Annotated in this window: 19 protein-coding genes and 2 riboswitches; of the genes, 5 read left to right on the top strand and 14 right to left on the bottom strand. The window is 40.2% G+C overall.

Going from position 1 to position 15,908, the window contains the following annotated elements; translation table 11 throughout:
* The first annotated feature begins 31 nt into the window (after window positions 1–31).
* Both SYN7502_RS03660 and SYN7502_RS03655 read left to right on the top strand, forming a co-directional pair.
* Window positions 32–1,267 (top strand): bifunctional sterol desaturase/short chain dehydrogenase, encoded by a 1,236-nt coding sequence (locus SYN7502_RS03660; RefSeq protein ID WP_015167535.1) that lies wholly within the window; start codon window positions 32–34, stop codon window positions 1,265–1,267.
* Window positions 1,251–2,096, top strand: coding sequence for a 3'(2'),5'-bisphosphate nucleotidase CysQ family protein (locus SYN7502_RS03655; RefSeq protein ID WP_015167534.1), 846 nt, complete (start codon window positions 1,251–1,253; stop codon window positions 2,094–2,096). The genes SYN7502_RS03660 and SYN7502_RS03655 overlap by 17 nt, the downstream gene beginning before the upstream one ends.
* Here the strand turns inward: SYN7502_RS03655 and mutT are convergent.
* The 11 genes from mutT to SYN7502_RS03600 form a co-directional block, all read right to left on the bottom strand.
* Window positions 2,079–2,483 (bottom strand): 8-oxo-dGTP diphosphatase MutT, encoded by a 405-nt coding sequence (gene mutT, locus SYN7502_RS03650; RefSeq protein ID WP_015167533.1) that lies wholly within the window; start codon window positions 2,481–2,483, stop codon window positions 2,079–2,081. The two genes, SYN7502_RS03655 and mutT, sit on opposite strands and share 18 nt — an antisense overlap.
* A 188-nt stretch (window positions 2,484–2,671) precedes the next feature.
* Window positions 2,672–3,157, bottom strand: coding sequence for a cytochrome b6-f complex subunit IV (gene petD, locus SYN7502_RS03645; RefSeq protein WP_015167532.1), 486 nt, complete (start codon window positions 3,155–3,157; stop codon window positions 2,672–2,674).
* A gap of 36 nt (window positions 3,158–3,193) precedes the next feature.
* On the bottom strand, window positions 3,194–3,841 hold the full coding sequence (gene petB, locus SYN7502_RS03640; protein WP_015167531.1) for a cytochrome b6: 648 nt from the start codon (window positions 3,839–3,841) through the stop codon (window positions 3,194–3,196).
* 58 nt (window positions 3,842–3,899) lie between these two features.
* Window positions 3,900–4,355: a hypothetical protein gene (locus SYN7502_RS03635; protein WP_015167530.1), complete on the bottom strand. Its 456-nt coding sequence runs from the start codon at window positions 4,353–4,355 to the stop codon at window positions 3,900–3,902.
* A 34-nt stretch (window positions 4,356–4,389) separates the two neighbouring features.
* Window positions 4,390–4,638 carry a hypothetical protein gene (locus SYN7502_RS03630; protein ID WP_015167529.1) on the bottom strand — a complete coding sequence of 83 codons (249 nt, stop codon included), beginning with the start codon at window positions 4,636–4,638 and terminating at the stop codon, window positions 4,390–4,392.
* A gap of 67 nt (window positions 4,639–4,705) precedes the next feature.
* Window positions 4,706–5,101, bottom strand: a complete 396-nt coding sequence (gene ebsA, locus SYN7502_RS03625; RefSeq protein ID WP_015167528.1) for a type IV pilus biogenesis protein EbsA — start codon at window positions 5,099–5,101, stop codon at window positions 4,706–4,708.
* 5 nt (window positions 5,102–5,106) lie between these two features.
* Entirely contained in the window at window positions 5,107–6,387 is a 1,281-nt protein-coding gene (locus tag SYN7502_RS03620; protein WP_015167527.1) for an ABC transporter substrate-binding protein, read from the bottom strand.
* A gap of 512 nt (window positions 6,388–6,899) precedes the next feature.
* Window positions 6,900–7,370 carry a transposase gene (locus tag SYN7502_RS03615; RefSeq protein WP_371257774.1) on the bottom strand — a complete coding sequence of 157 codons (471 nt, stop codon included), beginning with the start codon at window positions 7,368–7,370 and terminating at the stop codon, window positions 6,900–6,902.
* Entirely contained in the window at window positions 7,324–7,635 is a 312-nt protein-coding gene (locus tag SYN7502_RS03610; RefSeq protein WP_015168729.1) for a transposase, read from the bottom strand. Before SYN7502_RS03610 ends, SYN7502_RS03615 begins: the two co-directional genes overlap by 47 nt.
* Window positions 7,636–7,791: 156 nt before the next feature.
* On the bottom strand, window positions 7,792–8,169 hold the full coding sequence (locus SYN7502_RS03605) for a hypothetical protein (protein ID WP_081581039.1): 378 nt from the start codon (window positions 8,167–8,169) through the stop codon (window positions 7,792–7,794).
* A gap of 99 nt (window positions 8,170–8,268) precedes the next feature.
* Window positions 8,269–9,714: a cryptochrome/photolyase family protein gene (locus SYN7502_RS03600; protein WP_015167526.1), complete on the bottom strand. Its 1,446-nt coding sequence runs from the start codon at window positions 9,712–9,714 to the stop codon at window positions 8,269–8,271.
* 105 nt (window positions 9,715–9,819) lie between these two features.
* Here SYN7502_RS03600 and fba point away from each other — a divergent pair, with 105 nt between their 5' ends.
* On the top strand, window positions 9,820–10,899 hold the full coding sequence (fba, locus tag SYN7502_RS03595; protein WP_015167525.1) for a class II fructose-bisphosphate aldolase: 1,080 nt from the start codon (window positions 9,820–9,822) through the stop codon (window positions 10,897–10,899).
* 142 nt (window positions 10,900–11,041) lie between these two features.
* Here fba and SYN7502_RS03590 read toward each other — a convergent pair whose 3' ends face one another.
* Genes SYN7502_RS03590 through SYN7502_RS03580 form a run of 3 tightly spaced genes read right to left on the bottom strand, consistent with a single transcriptional unit; the run spans window position 11,042 to window position 13,795 of the window.
* The gene (locus SYN7502_RS03590; RefSeq protein ID WP_015167524.1) at window positions 11,042–11,806 is read right to left on the bottom strand and encodes an ABC transporter ATP-binding protein; all 765 of its coding nucleotides are present in this window, start codon (window positions 11,804–11,806) and stop codon (window positions 11,042–11,044) included.
* A gap of 57 nt (window positions 11,807–11,863) precedes the next feature.
* The gene (locus SYN7502_RS03585; protein ID WP_015167523.1) at window positions 11,864–12,718 is read right to left on the bottom strand and encodes an ABC transporter permease; all 855 of its coding nucleotides are present in this window, start codon (window positions 12,716–12,718) and stop codon (window positions 11,864–11,866) included.
* Between the two features lie 33 nt (window positions 12,719–12,751).
* The gene (locus SYN7502_RS03580; RefSeq protein WP_015167522.1) at window positions 12,752–13,795 is read right to left on the bottom strand and encodes an ABC transporter substrate-binding protein; all 1,044 of its coding nucleotides are present in this window, start codon (window positions 13,793–13,795) and stop codon (window positions 12,752–12,754) included.
* 74 nt (window positions 13,796–13,869) lie between these two features.
* Window positions 13,870–14,004, bottom strand: a riboswitch (guanidine-I (ykkC/yxkD leader).
* A gap of 210 nt (window positions 14,005–14,214) precedes the next feature.
* Window positions 14,215–14,354, top strand: a riboswitch (guanidine-I (ykkC/yxkD leader).
* Window positions 14,355–14,452: 98 nt separating this feature from the next.
* Here SYN7502_RS03580 and SYN7502_RS03575 point away from each other — a divergent pair.
* On the top strand, window positions 14,453–15,205 hold the full coding sequence (locus tag SYN7502_RS03575; RefSeq protein WP_015167520.1) for an urea amidolyase associated protein UAAP1: 753 nt from the start codon (window positions 14,453–14,455) through the stop codon (window positions 15,203–15,205).
* 52 nt (window positions 15,206–15,257) lie between these two features.
* Window positions 15,258–15,908 (top strand): urea amidolyase associated protein UAAP2, encoded by a 651-nt coding sequence (locus SYN7502_RS03570; RefSeq protein ID WP_015167519.1) that lies wholly within the window; start codon window positions 15,258–15,260, stop codon window positions 15,906–15,908.

Raw genomic sequence — 15,908 nt, 5'->3', positions numbered from 1 at the left:
ATGAAGCGATTGTTAAGCCGTATTTAGACTCATGAATTACTCTGTAGAGTTAATTTTAGCTGTTGTTTCCATAGTCATAGCCGAAGTTATTCGTGACTTATATCACATTGCTGGTCACTACTGGCAGCCCCTTCAAGCAGGGCATCTTTTACACCATAAAGCCTATCGCGCTGATCTAAGTATGGTTAGCATTGAAGCATACCGTCAGGCACAGTGGCATAATGACGTTCCTGAAGCTATGGTAATGGTGATCTTGACAGGGGCGATCGCCTATTTAGGTTACTGGTTCGGGCAGAGTTACGGTTTAGTAATTGGCTGTCTTTATTCTTTATTATTTCTCACTACTAGTATCGCTAGGGCAGGAGGATGGTTGCTGGCGACGGATTTAACCCATAAACCCGGAGATTTAACCACAATTCCAACGGAGTGGACAGTAAACCGCACCTATCACTGGCGGCATCATTTTGATCGCGGCGAGGCATATTTTTGCAGTACCTTTACATTAATAGATAAGCTTTTAGGTACAGCTTTGGCATTAAAAGGTAAAACTATCGCTGTGACTGGTGCCAATGGGTCTTTGGGGCGATCGCTTGTAGCTCAGTTACAAACTCAAGGAGCAAGGGTGATTGCTTTAACTAGTAGTGACCCTAAATTTGGCGAGAAATTCGGCGAAAATGTGGAAGTAGTTAAATGGTCAGTGGGTCACGAAGCGGAATTAACTCAACGCTTACAAAAAGTTGATATTTTAATTATTAATCATGGTGCTAATGCCCACGGAGATCGCACCCCTGAGGCAATTCAAAAATCCTTTGAGATTAATACATTCTCGGCATGGAGACTGATGGAGATATTTTTTGAGACGGTACAGCAATCCAAACATAAAGCACTGAAAGAAGTCTGGATCAATACCTCTGAAGCTGAAGTCAATCCTGCATTTAGTCCTTTGTATGAGATGTCTAAGCGTACCCTGGGTGATCTAATTACCCTACGGCGGTTAGATGCGCCCTGTGTAGTGCGTAAGTTAGTATTAGGGGCATTTAAAAGTAATCTCAACCCCATTGGTATTATGTCTCCCGATTTTGTGGCTTGGGCGATTTTAGGACTGGCAAAACGAGATTTTCGAGATATTATTGTCACCTTTAATCCTTTTACCTATTTAATTTTCCCGATTAAAGAATTGGGGCGATCGCTATATTTTCGTTTATTTTCCAAAGATGCTCCCCCTAGTCACCTTTCCCATGGAGTAAACCGTGAATCCCATTACTGAATTTGATCAAGTTCGAGCATTTATTCGCCAAGTTGGACAAAAGGCAAAACAACTACGCCAAGATAAGTTCGAGGTGATCCAAAAGGGGCATTTAGATTATGTGACTACGGTCGATCGCACTATCGATCAAATTTGTACGGCTCAATTTCAAGCATGGTTCCCTGACGATGGCATCATTACCGAAGAAAATCCCGACTCAATGCAGATTTGGCAGCAAGATCATGATCGTCTGTGGTTGATTGATCCCATTGATGGTACCGATGATTTTATTGCTGGTGGCGAAAACTATGCGGTCATGGTGGGTTTATTAGAACATAATCAGCCAAGTATGGGTTGGATCTATGCCCCAGAACGAGATTTGATGTTTTATGGTGGCAGTGCGATCGGGGGGCTATTTACCCAAACGGGAGATAACTACCCCATTCAGCTTATTCCGAAAACTCCGCCTTTGCGCGATCGCCACAGGTTATTAATCGGGGACAAAGATCAACGTAAATATGGTGAAGAAATCCAAAACTTAGCTCCTGAAACTGAATTCTATAATATGGGCGGATTTGGCTTAAAGGTCATGGAAGTGCTGATGGGTAATACCGAACTATATTTTTATCTCAATCGGCGGGTGAAACTATGGGATACCGTGGCACCGATGGCAATGGCAAAATTTGCAAGTGTAACTGTCTGTGATTTAGATGGGGCAGTAATTCAATATCAGCCCGATGTCATTGATCCAGTTAATTTGGCACATCAACAGGATGTGGTGGTGGGATGGTCACAGTATGTGGATTTATATTTACCCAAATTAGTGCAGGTATTAGCCAAGTTTAAGTAATGCCTCCACAATTTCAGAGTTAGCAGGGGGTAAGGCGTATTCATGTAGTTCATGCAAACCTACCCACCTGATCTCGGCACATTCTAAAGCTTGAGGCTCACCACTAATATAGCCTGCCTGATGCACAATTAGATTTAAGGAAAAATGATCGCCATAGTTTTGTTCTACGGTGACTAAATGCTCATGCACTACAATCTCAATGCCTAATTCTTCACGGATTTCACGATGGATACAGGCGATCGCATCTTCATTTTCCTCAAGTTTGCCACCTGGAAATTCCCAAAAACCACCAAATTCGCCTTTGGGTAAGCGTTTATCAATTAAAATCTTAGAGCGATCGCTATTCCAGATGATTGCTACTCCAACTCGTACAATTTTCTTTGCCATTAACCCTAAGATGCTTCTACCCAAATTTTAGTTTAAATCTGTCTTGCTAAACTATAATTGCTCCTCACTTTAATGATTTAGTCTTATTCAAGCTTTATTAAAAAAAATTTTACGCAAGAAAAAGGAAGACTAATTAACTTAATCTTCCCAACGTTCTAATATTAAAGTCTCAATATGTATGAAAAAATTTAGAACAACCCTAAGGTTAACGATTTATCAATTGGTAAGGTAGCACCGATACCGAGATATAAGGTGAAAGCTGTACCAAAGAGAAATACTGCCATTGCCACCGGGCGGCGGAAGGGGTTTTGAAACTTATTGACATTTTCTATAAAGGGTACAACCAGTAAACCTAGGGGTACAGCCGTCATCAGAAATACACCTAAAAGTTTATTAGGTACAGTACGCAAAATTTGAAAAACAGGATATAAGTACCATTCGGGTAAAATCTCTAAAGGCGTAGCAAAGGGATTAGCAGGCTCGCCAATCATAGCGGGATCAAGAACAGCCAAACCAACACACAAAGCGATCGAGCCCGAAATTACCACAGGAAAAATATAAAGTAAATCATTGGGCCAAGCAGGCTCACCATAATAGTTATGACCCATGTTTTTAGCTAATTTAGCCAAAAGTACTGGATCATTCAAATCTGGTAGTTTTTCGATTTTGGACATAAAAATTCTCCATTTGAACTAAATTATAGCTAAAAACTACAAAGGACCAGAAATCCCTTGTTTACGAATCATCAGAAAGTGTAACAACATGAATACAGCAATTAACCAAGGTAATACAAAGGTATGGAGACTGTAATAACGTGTTAATGTGCCTTGTCCCACACTAGCTCCACCTCTAAGTAGTTCAGTTAGTGTACCGCCAACTATAGGGATTGCTTCTGGTACCCCAGATACAATTTTTACTGCCCAGTAGCCAATTTGATCCCAAGGTAGGGAATATCCTGTTACCCCAAAGGAAACAGTAATAACTGCAAGAATTACGCCTGTTACCCAAGTTAACTCACGGGGTTTCTTAAATCCACCAGTTAAATAAACTCGGAAAGTATGCAAGATCATCATCAACACCATCATACTGGCTGACCAGCGATGAATAGAACGAATTAACCATCCAAAATTAACTTCGGTCATGATGTAGCGAACGGAATCAAATGCTTCTTCCACAGTGGGCTTGTAGTAAAAGGTCATGGCAAACCCTGTAGCAAATTGAATTAAAAAGCAAGTGAGGGTAATTCCACCCAAACAATAAAAAATATTAACGTGAGGAGGAACGTATTTGCTCGTAACATCCTCAGCTAGAGCACCTATTTCTAGTCGCTCATCGAACCATTCATAAACTTTACTCATGAACTTAAAATTGCAGTAGTTTGTACTTAAAATATTAACACTAATTCACAATCTCAAGTTAATGACAACGATCCCTAAGCCAAGTGCTTGTAGCGTCAGCGATCGCCCCATCACTAATATCTTGAATAGGAGCATTACCAGTTTTAGTAAAAGCCATTGCTAACCGCCATCCTTTCTCTGTCTTCACTATAAATAACCAGTAGGGATGAGTCTCACTTTTAGTTTGCCCGACTTTCCCACTTAAGACAGATATAAACATTTGTGAGGGCGAAGGTAAATTCCTATCACCAGTTACTAAGGGTAAGGGATTAAGGTCTGGTAAGCTCGCAACTATAGCTTGCTGATTAATTTTTAGCCTGGTGTAGGTACGATTTAGATAGCTTGGTAAGTCTTGACTAAGGGAGATCGCTAAATCCTGAAAAGAATCTGGACATTTACTAGAAGTATCCCCATGAGCAGGTAATACCCATAATAGAGAATAAACAACTAAAAATAACCTATAGAATCGCCTCATTTTAAGTAAAAATTAAGTGCAATTGAGGTACAAACTAGTGATATTCACTTGATTCAATAATTTCAATTGGCACAAAGATTTCCGTCGGCAAAAGAATAGGATGAGAGTAAATAAGTTTACCAGTCATAGTTCCACGATTAACTGCGATGCCGTAGGGAGTTGGTAATTCAGGATAAGACTCTTGGTACAACCTATACACCTGTCTAGCTATTTTTAAAACCAACGAATCAATATTGGTGATTTGCTTTTGTCTTTCAGAACGTTTTGAAGTAGTGTACGACACTTTATTAATCTCTCAGTAATAATTTTAGTAATTCGATTTAATCCCTTGTTAAGCTCAGGATTATACATTAATTGCCTTCAAACGCATCAAGTTTTAACCTAAATAATTTTGCGTAAAAAGCTTGGGGAAAATCGACTATCTGTGTTTCTCGATCTACAAGGATAACTTCAATTAAATACCTTACAAGTTCAAGACTTTGCATCTCCAGTTCATATTTGTATTCTTCATTTACTTCATTTGTGAATATAACCGTACAAATAATGGGGTCTACAGGTAAAGTTGAAACCTTCCAAAAAGCAGAGAAAGGAACGGATGGAGCCCCCTCTACTTGCCTTTCCCCTTGTAAGTTGCCAACTTTATAAAGGCTAATAGCGTAGGGTAATGCCTGTTGCTGCTCCCTTTTACAATAGGGTAAGTACAATACAACATCACCTGTAGGTGCCGCTTGAATGTCTAGTGCCATATTCTTTATGGGGATACCTTATCAATTACTTTAATTTTACCTGTTGGTTCAACTGTCCATACATCATAGCTACCTTTCACATCACCAAGTTCATCAAGGTCAACATTACCACTCGCCCCTTGGTAGTTAATTTCTGTCCCTGCCTTAACCAATTTTAAAGCTTCGCATACATCTGTAACTTCGGTACCAGGAGGGTTAGCAACTTCACGAATTTTAGACTTAATTGCCTCGCCCGATCCACTTTTAGCAGATTCAGCCGCAAGTGCTACTAAGGCAGCAGCATCGTAAGAATGGGGAACAAATGCTCCTACGGACTCACTAGTCTTTGCGGTAAATGCTTTACTAAAAGTATCTAAGGACTTGCCACTAGCTCCGGGAACGGTGCCAATAGCACCCTCTAAAATCAGTTTGCCACTTGCAGATTTCCCGATCGCCTTGGGAAAATCTTCGGTTTGCACACCATCGGTTAACATAATTGTGACACCCTCGGTTAATCCTTGTTCGTAGGCGGATTTGATTAGTGGGGCTCCAGTTTCAGGATAAAGTACCGCCGCTACAGCGTCAGGTTTACCACCGAACGCACTTCTTGCCTCTGCTTCAAAGGTAGTAGCTTTAGGGTCATAGCGAGTTGGTTTAGCTTCATTTAAGATTTGACCTCCAAGTTCCTTGAATTTTGCCACAAACACTTTTTCAAAACCGACCCCATAGTCATTATTAATTACGACCGTAGAAACTTTACGAAATCCCTTTTTATATGCCAAGTTAGCAAGGGCAGCAGCTTGATAGGTGTCAGGTGGAGCAGTACGGTACCAATAACCATCAAAGTCACCTTTTTTTGCTCTTTCTGTAAATACTGGACTTGTACTGCCGGGGGAAATCATGACCACCTTATTGGGGGCTGCTACGGCAATGCCTGCGGTCGAGACACTGCTAGCAAAAGAACCTACGATCGCTCCAACTTTATCAACTTGTACTAGTTTAGTTACTGCTTCTGCACCCGCTGTTGGTTCCGTCCGATCATCTTCTTTAAATACTTGAATAGGTTTGCCTAACACTCCACCACAGTTATTGACAGTATCAATTAAAAAGTCAATCCCTTTAACCATAGGTGCGCCAATAGAGGCTAAGTCACCAGTGGCAGGAAGGACGATACCCAACCGAAGTTGATCGGTCGCCACAGTTGCTGTAGGGGGAGTTGGAGTTTCTGGTTGACAAGCTACGATCCAGAAGCAAGTTATTAATCCTAAACAGGAAGCAATGATCTTTGAGGTTATACTTTTGAACATGGTTTAGGTTGGCAGTGTGGTGTTGGTGTAATTTTACTTGGTTGTGGAGATTATACAAGCCCCATGTTTGATCGAATAGTTTTCAGTAACTTTATATCGATAAAAAATCAATAAAATTTTAATTTATACAAGGCTATCGGTAGTGCGTCAATATAGAGTGCTGTAGGAGCAAACGTTACCCCAATTCCACTTTTCGGTAGTTAAGTTGGCTCTCTGGGAAGCAGTTGTATTTTTCCGAGAATCAACCCAAATCCAATTCACGAAAGTAACCAAAAATCTCACTACAATTTCTGCCCACTTCCATAGCTTGCTAAATTTATTCTGTCGTCGATGAAATCTTCCTGTCTGTTGACTCAAAATACTATTAGTCCTCTCTATTTTTTGAGTACGATCCTTGCCAATATAGAGCCTGTTTCATATCTCATGAGTAGCAATTGTTTTTAGCATCAAGCGAATAAAGCAAAGATTGAGTTTAGCTGTAGCATTAACGAGAGTTCTCTCAAAGTTCTTAACTAAGATTTTGCATCTTTCAACCCAAGTACCCACCTTGTCGGCACAACTACAAACCCAGACAGACCTTTTTCTGCCTTCTGTTGCTTTGATACCTTAGGAGAAATTTCAAACCTAATCTTAGTCATAATCTCAGGATAAACCTTCTGTAAATCAGTCGTCAATTTTTCGATATGATAACCACTATCCAGCAATATCGTAGTTAGGGTAATGTCATCTGGCTTCGATTTGAAGTAATCAATGTTAATCGTTAACATTTCAATCAGTCCTTGGTCATCTGATACATTTGCTCTTGTTAAATAGGTAAAGAAAGGAAATCCCAGAGTGTCAACGGCTAAATGTCTTTTGATCCCGTTAGTTGCTTTGTAGGAGCAGAAGCCCTTGGATTCTATACTTGCATTACAAGTATTTTTCACTGCTTGTGAGTCAATGATGATTAAAGTTGTCCATTTTGATTTTTTTTGACTGTTCACGGGCTGTTGCATGTAAAGCTTCCATAATCGCAGTAAATGTACCTGTATCTTTCCACTCTTTGTAGTATCGATACACTGTAGAGAATGGTGGTAAGTCTCGGGGCATATCTCGCCAATTACAACCGTTTTTGAGTTGGTAGAGTATGCCGTCTAAAATTTGTCTTTTTGTCCAAGTTGGCGGTCTAGTTTGCTTTTTCTTTGGGAGCAATGGTTCTATAATTTCCCATTCTTTATCTGTTAGGCTACTTGAGTATGGATTTAGCATTTTCTAAGCATCATAAATCTTGCTCATAATAGATATGAAACAGGCTCTATAATGCTCTACTTCTTCTGTCAATACTCTCTCATATCCTCCCCATCCATCTGTATTCCAATGCTGGTAATCCGTTTTACCTTCAGTACTTACGACTATTTCCTCGATTTACTCATCAGTATATTTTCCGACTCTTACCGCTAAAATCAATCCACTATTATCCGCTATGCTTACCCCAATCCAACAGTCTTGTGACTCAAGTTCTGTTGGTAAGGAGTTTTTCTGTTTTTTCCACGAACGACCACATTTCATCACTACTGATTTAACCTCCTGATTATGAATCCTTTGAGCTTTCTGCGAGGCTTGCCTAATGATGCTTACTATTGTGTTGTATGCTAATCCACTTAATCGGGCAATTCCACGCAAGCTTACTCCTTCACTTTGGCTTTGCAAGACTAAATGAATCTTTTCTACACCTATATGCCGATGATAGTAAATCGTGTCAAAAGTCTCTACAAATGTTTTTTTTGCATTTAGGACATTCATACCTAAGTATTATGTCCATGAACTTTATGATGACTACACAATAAGCATTTTATATTTTTTGCTATGCTACATTACTTTGATGCACTACCAGGCTATCCATTATTTACACAACTGATAACGCTCTTTAAATTTGCGTTGTTGAATAGCGTGATCAACTATAGGAGCAGGATAATTAGATTTCTGCAATTGATAGTTAGAGATATTGCCGCTTAACAATTCAGCAGTAGTTAAATGTACTAATTCTGGTAACCATCTGCGTATGTATGTCCCTTCAGGATCAAACTTTAAAGCCTGAGAACTGGGATTAAAAATCCTTAAAGGCTGAGTATCCATGCCACTGGATGCACTCCATTGCCAACCGCCATTATTGGCTGCTAAATCTCCATCGATCAGCTTTTGCATAAAATATAATTCTCCCCACTGCCAGTTAAGGATTAAATCTTTGGTCAGAAAACTTGCTACGATCATTCGACAGCGATTGTGCATCCATCCAGTTTGGTTTAACTGACGCATTGCGGCATCGACAATGGGATAACCTGTGCGTCCATTACTCCATGCTTGGAAATATTCATGGTTTTGATCCCATGCAAATCTTTGCATTTGGGGACGATAGGCAGATTGACTAAGTTGGGGAAAATGAAATAATACATGCTGATAAAATTCCCGCCATGCTAGTTCCTGTCGCCAAGTTTGAATACCTTCCAATTTTTGAGCATTTCTTTGATCCTGTTCTGATGTAATATCTGCCTCTGCATCTATCATTACAGCCACTGTAGCTGCCCAGCAGTCTCTGATCCCGATCGTACCAAATCGTAAATGTGGGCTGAGGTTAGAAGTGCCATCGATCGCAGGAAAGTCTCTATCTTTTTTATAGTTATATAGTTTTTGAGAGTCACAAAATTCTGTTAATAACTTTTGGGCGATCTCTTCACCCGATGCAGGTATGGTTTGATTATGGCTAAATCCTAACTCAGCAAGACTGGGTAATGGTATGGCATCGAGTCCATCACAGTTTTTTAAACCTAGGAGTTTTTGGGGCTTAGGTAAAGGAGAAGGCTTAGGTTGGGTAATCCAGTTTTTCCAAAAGGGACTATATACTTTGTATGGTTCACCCGTTGATTTGGTGGCGATCGCCTGTGGAGCATGTAAGGCAATATCTAAAAATCCTTTAACCTCAATCCCAATTGCCGATAATTCTTGGATTACTGCTTGATCTCTTTTAATTGCTGAAGGCTCAACATCTTGATTAAAAAATAGTCTTTGGGGTTTTAGGACTTGTGCCAACTTGGCTAAGACTTCTTTAGGGTTACCATAAAAACATAGTAACTCGCTTCCTAATTCTCTGTAGCTCTGTTGTAGTTCCTTGAGGCATCCCAACATAAAGTCAACTTTGCCTCCACCAGTTTCTGGGCTTTTAAGAATATCTGGATCAAAAATAAAGATTCCTACGGTTTCACTATTGGGGATTACGGCTGCTTTTGCCAGAGCAGGGTTGTCCTGTAAGCGTAAGTCCCGACGATGCCAGACGATGGAGATAGCAGTCATAAATTTGTATGCAGAAAAATATCTATAGTTAAGAATTGATCAAAATGTCTTAAGATTTTAATTAATCGAATTACCGACTTTTCAAGAACTTTAGGAGAATTCTATATGGCACTCGTCCCATTACGTCTTTTGTTGGATCATGCCGCCGAAAATGGTTATGGCATCCCAGCATACAACGTTAACAACATGGAGCAAATCCAAGCCATCATGCAAGCCGCAGCCGAAACTGATAGTCCAGTCATTTTGCAAGCTTCCCGTGGTGCCCGTAAATATGCAGGTGAATACTTTCTTAAGCATTTAATTCTAGCAGCAGTAGAAACCTACCCGAATATTCCTATTGCTATGCATCAAGATCATGGTAATGGACCTGCAACTTGCTTCTCGGCAATTCGTCATGGGTTTACCAGTGTGATGATGGATGGCTCATTAAAAGAAGATGCTAAAACTCCATCTAGCTATGAGTATAACGTGGAAGTAACCCGTTCTGTGGTTGAAGTGGCACATGCTGTAGGTGTTAGCGTTGAAGGCGAATTAGGTTGTCTTGGCTCCTTAGAAACTGGCAAGGGTGATAAGGAAGATGGACATGGTTTTGAAGGCACACTTTCCCATGATCAACTGTTAACCGATCCCGATGAAGCTGTCGATTTCGTTAATCAAACTGGAGTGGATGCTCTGGCGGTGGCGATTGGTACTAGTCATGGTGCCTACAAGTTTAGCCGCAAGCCCACAGGCGAAATCTTGGCTATGGATCGCATTGCTGAAATTCACCGCCGCTTGCCCAATACTCACTTAGTAATGCATGGTTCTTCCTCTGTGCCTGAAGATTTACTAGAATTAATTAACCAGTACGGTGGCGAAATTCCTGAAACCTATGGTGTACCTGTGGAAGAAATCCAAAAAGGCATTAAAAATGGGGTACGCAAAGTTAATATTGATACCGACTGCCGTTTAGCAATTACTGCGGCTGTGCGTGAGGCATTGTTTACTGCTCCTGCGGAGTTTGATCCTCGTCACTTCCTGAAGCCATCTATTAAGTATATGCAGAAAGTTTGCGCCGATCGCTATAACCAATTTGGTACTGCCGGTAATGCCAGCAAGATTAAGGCTGTATCCTTAGATGAATTTGCAGCTAAGTATGCTAAAGGTATTTATGCTGCTCCTGTGCGTGTAGCTGTATCTGTGTAAGTCTATAGACTAATTTTTTACAGTTTTAACAACTTAGAATAAAGTTCGGGGTAGTCTGAGGGCTATCCTTTTTTTATGTTTTTATATGATTTTTATGCAAATTCAAATTGTTCAAAGATGGTGATTATCTAAATCATATTTTCTACATCGCTTCTTTACCATGCTGACGCAGTAGTTCCATTAATTCATCACGGTAATCGTGAAAGATCGGATGACGCTTAACGGCAAAGCTGCGATCAGGCAATTCCACTGTAATTTCTTTGCGGACAGTACCCGGACGAGAGCCAAGGGCATAGATGCGATTTGCCAAAAATACTGCCTCTTCCACATCATGGGTAATCATAAAAATTGTAATGTTAGTACGTTGCCAGAGATCAATCATGAACTCATGCATAGATTCTTTTGTGTGAATATCCAATGCCCCGAAAGGTTCATCCATTAGTAATACCTTGGGTTCCGAGGCTAAGGCACGGGCGATCGCTACTCGTTGTTTCATGCCACCAGATAATTGTTTCGGTAAAGCTTGGGCAAAATTGGTTAATCCGACCACACTTAAATAGTAACTAGCTTGCTCACGGCGTAATTTCTTAGGCACACCTAATAACTTCAGTCCAAATTCTGTATTTTCTAAAACCGACATCCAAGGATAAAGGGTATAGTGCTGAAAAATCATGCCGCGATCATGTCCAGGTGCAGTAATTAGCTGACCATCAATTCTGACTTCCCCAGTAGTCGGACGGTCTAGTCCAGCAATTTGACGTAACAGTGTGGATTTGCCAGATCCAGATGCTCCCACAGCACAAATATATTCACCTTGGGAGATCGTCATGTTTATATCTTTGAGGACTAATAATTCTCCCGACTTAATTGGAAAACTTTTATAGAGATTTTTTATTTGCAAATACATAAAACCAGCACATAGTAAATCAAGTACACGGTAGAAAAACTGAGTTAATTTAGAAGCCTAGCGTTTTTGGCTTGCCCACTGACAGGAAAAGCGAATCATGGCTTGAAAAAACAAGTCAAAGGATAGACCAATCACGCCAATTACAATCAATCCCACAAAAATTTCATCGGTTTTAAGAAATCTACCTGCCACGCTAATTCTTCGTCCTAGTCCCTCAGTGGCGGCAATTAACTCAGACACAATTACTAACTGCCAAGCGGCGGCTAAGTTAATTCTACAGGCATCTAGAATTCCTGGGGTCACATAGGGAAATATTACTTGAAATAGGGTTGAAGTTCGGTTCCCACCAAGAATATAAGTCGATTCAATTAATTCCTTTGGTACAAATTTAACTGTATCCATCACCATTAAAGAATTAAAGAAAAATACGCCAATAAAAATCAGCATAATTTTAGGTTCTTCGCCAATTCCTAAATAGAGAATTAGTAACGGAATAAAGGCGGGAGCAGGCATATACCGCACCAATCCGAATAGAGGTTCTAGCAAGGCACGAATACTAGCAAAACTCCCCATCAAAACCCCAATTGGAATCGAAAATAGGGCTACTAATAAGGCACCAACTCCTACCCGCCATAGACTAGCGATTGTATCTTTTTGCAGTTCTCCACTATTCCACAGTCTTCCAAATGCTATGAATACTTGCCAAGGAGAAGGTAAAAACTTACTATCAATCTGTCCAAAGATGCTAACTCCACACCATAACAAAAAAGGAAGAGCAATGGAAGTAATGGTGAAAACCATCTTTAAACGGGGGGGGATATCTTCAGCAATTTGCCAAAACACACTGGAGTTAACTTTTTGGGGTCGGATAAACTCCCTAATTGATCTCTGCTCCTCATGGCTTTCATTCATAGCATTTGTAGTTAATCTAAATTTCCACAATAATTAAGCCTTCTTGGCTTTTTGAGCGTATGCCTTGACAAAGCGATCGTCAAATAATTTATCTACATCTGGGGTTGATTTAGCTAAACCAATATCAAATAGAAACTTACTCATCTCTCTTGCCGCAAATTTCAAAGAAGTTCGATCTTTGCCATCTTCAAATGCCTTTAGATTTTCTTCAATTGTAAAAATCTTGGTACCATCAGCATACTGTTTATATTCATCCAGAGATACGCCTGCCCGTTTAGCTAAAATTTCATTAGCTTTAGCAGGATTAGCTTTGATATAGTCCAAAGTTGCAAACCAAGAATCTACCATTGCTTGTACTTGATCAGGATGGGCATCCACAAATTTACGCGTGAATACCAAGTGATCGGAAATTGAACCTGGAAAATCCTTAGAGCTAAATAGCTCCTTACTACCCGCTAGTTTTAGAGCTTGAGTAGTGAAGGGGGCAAATACAGCCACTGCATCGACTTGACCACCCACAAAGGCTGTTGCAGCTTTACCAGTTTCTAAAGGTACAAATTCAATATCCTTAGGAGTTAAGCCAGATTTTTGGAGTCCTAGTAAAAGCAGAAAGTGATCAACTGTTCCTTCTTCCGCTGCAACTTTTTTACCTTTTAGATCGGCGATGGAATTAATACCCTTACGCACAATAATTTTATCGTTACCCGTAGAGTTATCATTGGTTAAAACAATTACCTGATCAGCACCACCAGCAACTGAGCTAACCGTATCTCCTAGAGTCTGGCTATTGGCATCAATTTGTCCTGCGGTTAATGTACTTATGGATTCTAAATAACCGTCAAACCATTTCAAATCGACATCTACATTATTTTGTTTAAATATATCTTGTTCTTGGCTAACCTGCCACGGGAACCAGCCGGGCCAAGCACTAAATCCCAGACGAACCTGCACTTTATCTGGAGTTGATGCTACGGGAGGTTTGGTTTCCACATTAGTTGCGGGGTTGGTACAACTAATTGTCAGCGTTAGGGTGGCAATGAACAGGAGAAGAGAGGAAAGGAGCGATCGCAATTTCATAGAGATTTTAGGTTAGGTGAATAATCTTAAAAAACAAAAACCCAGAAGAAACATCCAGCAGCAACAGCTGAAGCTCCTCCCGGGCTTTTATCCCGCCGTGTAAGTAACTCTAAAGCAACATTATTCTATAGCTACCTTAGAATTACCCTGCCTCTCTCGGACCAGCATTTGAAATGGACAGTCAAATCGGAACCCTAGAAGCAAACAAATTTTTAACTTGAACCTATAAATTTAAAACTTTTATAAAACTCTTAATTGTATGGGTTCAGATACAGGCGTAACCTATCAACTTAGTCTAAAAACTTTTGTGCCTGTAGATACCAATCTTAAATTTTGTCAAATATTTTATAAATATCTTAAATGTATTAATGAATACAGAAGTGATTAGCATTTTTAGGATTATGATTAAAACATTAATAAATATTAGCTTCTAGGGTTCCGATTAAGGTGTAAACAACTTTAAGGCTGGTCCGAGAGAAGCAGCTAATTAAAAAAAGTTTTTGTAAAACTTGATCAATTTGATCAATTAGTCACACGGCGGGATAAAAGCCCGGGAGAGTCAACCAACAGGAGTCTTAATGGCGACTTGTTCGGGGCTTCCTGGGCTTTCGCTATTGCAGACATGCGCTTCGTAATTAATTCATCAAGGAGTAAATCATGCTGACAAAGCCACTATTTGATCTTAATACTGACCTAGATCCCGCCTTAGTTATTTGGGATGAAGTAATTCCTGGAGGAACATACTGGTCAAGAATTATTAAAAAGGGAACTACATTGCGAATAGCTGCTCCCGAAGGTTCTAGGGGTATTTCCTTTCTTTGTTACAATGCTGACAACGTAATTGAACGCTACAATGCCGCCGATACCGCCAAGATTCAATTTAATGCGTTTCTAAAAAAAGGAAAGCTCTTATATTCTGATATGGGAAGAGTTTTGTTCTCGATTACAGAAGATACCTGCCGTCATCACGATACCTTGTCAGGCTGTAGTAATGTTGCTACGAATTCTGCTAAGTATGGTGAAGATAGTTTTTATCGCAGTTCCCGTGATAATTTTTTACTGGCATTAGCAAAGCGGAATATGGGCAAGCGAGATATTATGCCCAATGTAAATTGGTTTGCCCATGTAGCTGTGGATGGTAATGGTAACTTGATCTGGGCGGAGAAAGTAGCGCAGGCGGGTGATTTTATTGACTTGAGGGCTGAGATGAATGTATTAGCAGTGCTTTCTAATACGCCCCATGTACTTGACCCTAATCCTGTTTACGATCCAAGTCCCATTAAAGTTACGGTTTGGAATTCCCCTGAGCCTATGAGTGACGATCTTTGTCGAACCAGTTGTCCAGAAGCAGTACGAGGCTTCCAAAATACTGATGCTTATTTTGCCGAGTTATCAATCCTATCCCGTTAATTACATAGAAACCACGTATTTAGAGAAATTTAGAGAATTAGAGAATTAAATTATGTTAGCTACATCAATTGAACTTAAAGCACTCGATCCCAAAGAAGCGATTTATGATCAGGTGCTACCCGCCCGTCGTCCGTGGATGCAATTAATTAAAAAAGGTCAAACCTTGAGAATAGTTGATTTAGGTGGAAATCAGGCAGTGGATGTATTGATTTATAATGCGGCGGATACCAGCGATCGCTATAGTGCGCCTGATACAATTAGAAATCAAGGCAATATTTTTATCACAACAGGGACAAAGCTCTATTCCAGTGATGGCAATGTTCTAATGACAGTTCTGAATGATACTTGCGGTAAGCATGACACATCTGGTGGGGCTTGCAGTCGGGAGAGTAATTCCGTGCGGTATGGATTGGATAAGAAGTGGCTTCATGCCTGTGTGGAGAACTATCTTTATGCTCTGAAGGATTATGGCATGGGGAAACAGGATCTGGTCAGTAACATCAATTTCTTTATGAATGTTCCTGTCAGTGAAGATGGCACTTTAGAGATTGTGGATGGAATTTCTGATCCTGGTAGCACTGTCGATCTGCGGGCTGAGATGGATGTACTATTCCTGATTTCTAATTGTCCTCAGATTAATAATCCTTGCAATGCCTATAATCCTACACCGATTCAATTACTGATTTGGGATGCAGATTCTTAA

Source organism: Synechococcus sp. PCC 7502 (assembly GCF_000317085.1).
Lineage (GTDB): Bacteria > Cyanobacteriota > Cyanobacteriia > Pseudanabaenales > Pseudanabaenaceae > PCC-7502.
The sequence above is the reverse complement of the archived record's forward strand: the minus strand, read 5'-3'. Positions and strand labels throughout refer to the sequence as shown.

Excerpts from the sequence above, each read along its gene's own strand:
- SYN7502_RS03635 (WP_015167530.1), bottom strand. The coding sequence starts at position 4,355 with ATGAGGCGATTCTATAGGTTATTTTTAGTTGTTTATTCTCTATTATGG.
- SYN7502_RS03660 (WP_015167535.1), top strand. The coding sequence starts at position 32 with ATGAATTACTCTGTAGAGTTAATTTTAGCTGTTGTTTCCATAGTCATA.
- mutT (WP_015167533.1), bottom strand. The coding sequence starts at position 2,483 with ATGGCAAAGAAAATTGTACGAGTTGGAGTAGCAATCATCTGGAATAGC.
- ebsA (WP_015167528.1), bottom strand. The coding sequence starts at position 5,101 with ATGGCACTAGACATTCAAGCGGCACCTACAGGTGATGTTGTATTGTAC.
- SYN7502_RS03585 (WP_015167523.1), bottom strand. The coding sequence starts at position 12,718 with ATGAATGAAAGCCATGAGGAGCAGAGATCAATTAGGGAGTTTATCCGA.
- SYN7502_RS03620 (WP_015167527.1), bottom strand. The coding sequence starts at position 6,387 with ATGTTCAAAAGTATAACCTCAAAGATCATTGCTTCCTGTTTAGGATTA.
- SYN7502_RS03590 (WP_015167524.1), bottom strand. The coding sequence starts at position 11,806 with ATGTATTTGCAAATAAAAAATCTCTATAAAAGTTTTCCAATTAAGTCG.
- SYN7502_RS03610 (WP_015168729.1), bottom strand. The coding sequence starts at position 7,635 with ATGCTAAATCCATACTCAAGTAGCCTAACAGATAAAGAATGGGAAATT.
- SYN7502_RS03570 (WP_015167519.1), top strand. The coding sequence starts at position 15,258 with ATGTTAGCTACATCAATTGAACTTAAAGCACTCGATCCCAAAGAAGCG.
- fba (WP_015167525.1), top strand. The coding sequence starts at position 9,820 with ATGGCACTCGTCCCATTACGTCTTTTGTTGGATCATGCCGCCGAAAAT.
- SYN7502_RS03580 (WP_015167522.1), bottom strand. The coding sequence starts at position 13,795 with ATGAAATTGCGATCGCTCCTTTCCTCTCTTCTCCTGTTCATTGCCACC.
- petD (WP_015167532.1), bottom strand. The coding sequence starts at position 3,157 with ATGTCCAAAATCGAAAAACTACCAGATTTGAATGATCCAGTACTTTTG.
- petB (WP_015167531.1), bottom strand. The coding sequence starts at position 3,841 with ATGAGTAAAGTTTATGAATGGTTCGATGAGCGACTAGAAATAGGTGCT.
- SYN7502_RS03575 (WP_015167520.1), top strand. The coding sequence starts at position 14,453 with ATGCTGACAAAGCCACTATTTGATCTTAATACTGACCTAGATCCCGCC.
- SYN7502_RS03605 (WP_081581039.1), bottom strand. The coding sequence starts at position 8,169 with ATGAATGTCCTAAATGCAAAAAAAACATTTGTAGAGACTTTTGACACG.
- SYN7502_RS03600 (WP_015167526.1), bottom strand. The coding sequence starts at position 9,714 with ATGACTGCTATCTCCATCGTCTGGCATCGTCGGGACTTACGCTTACAG.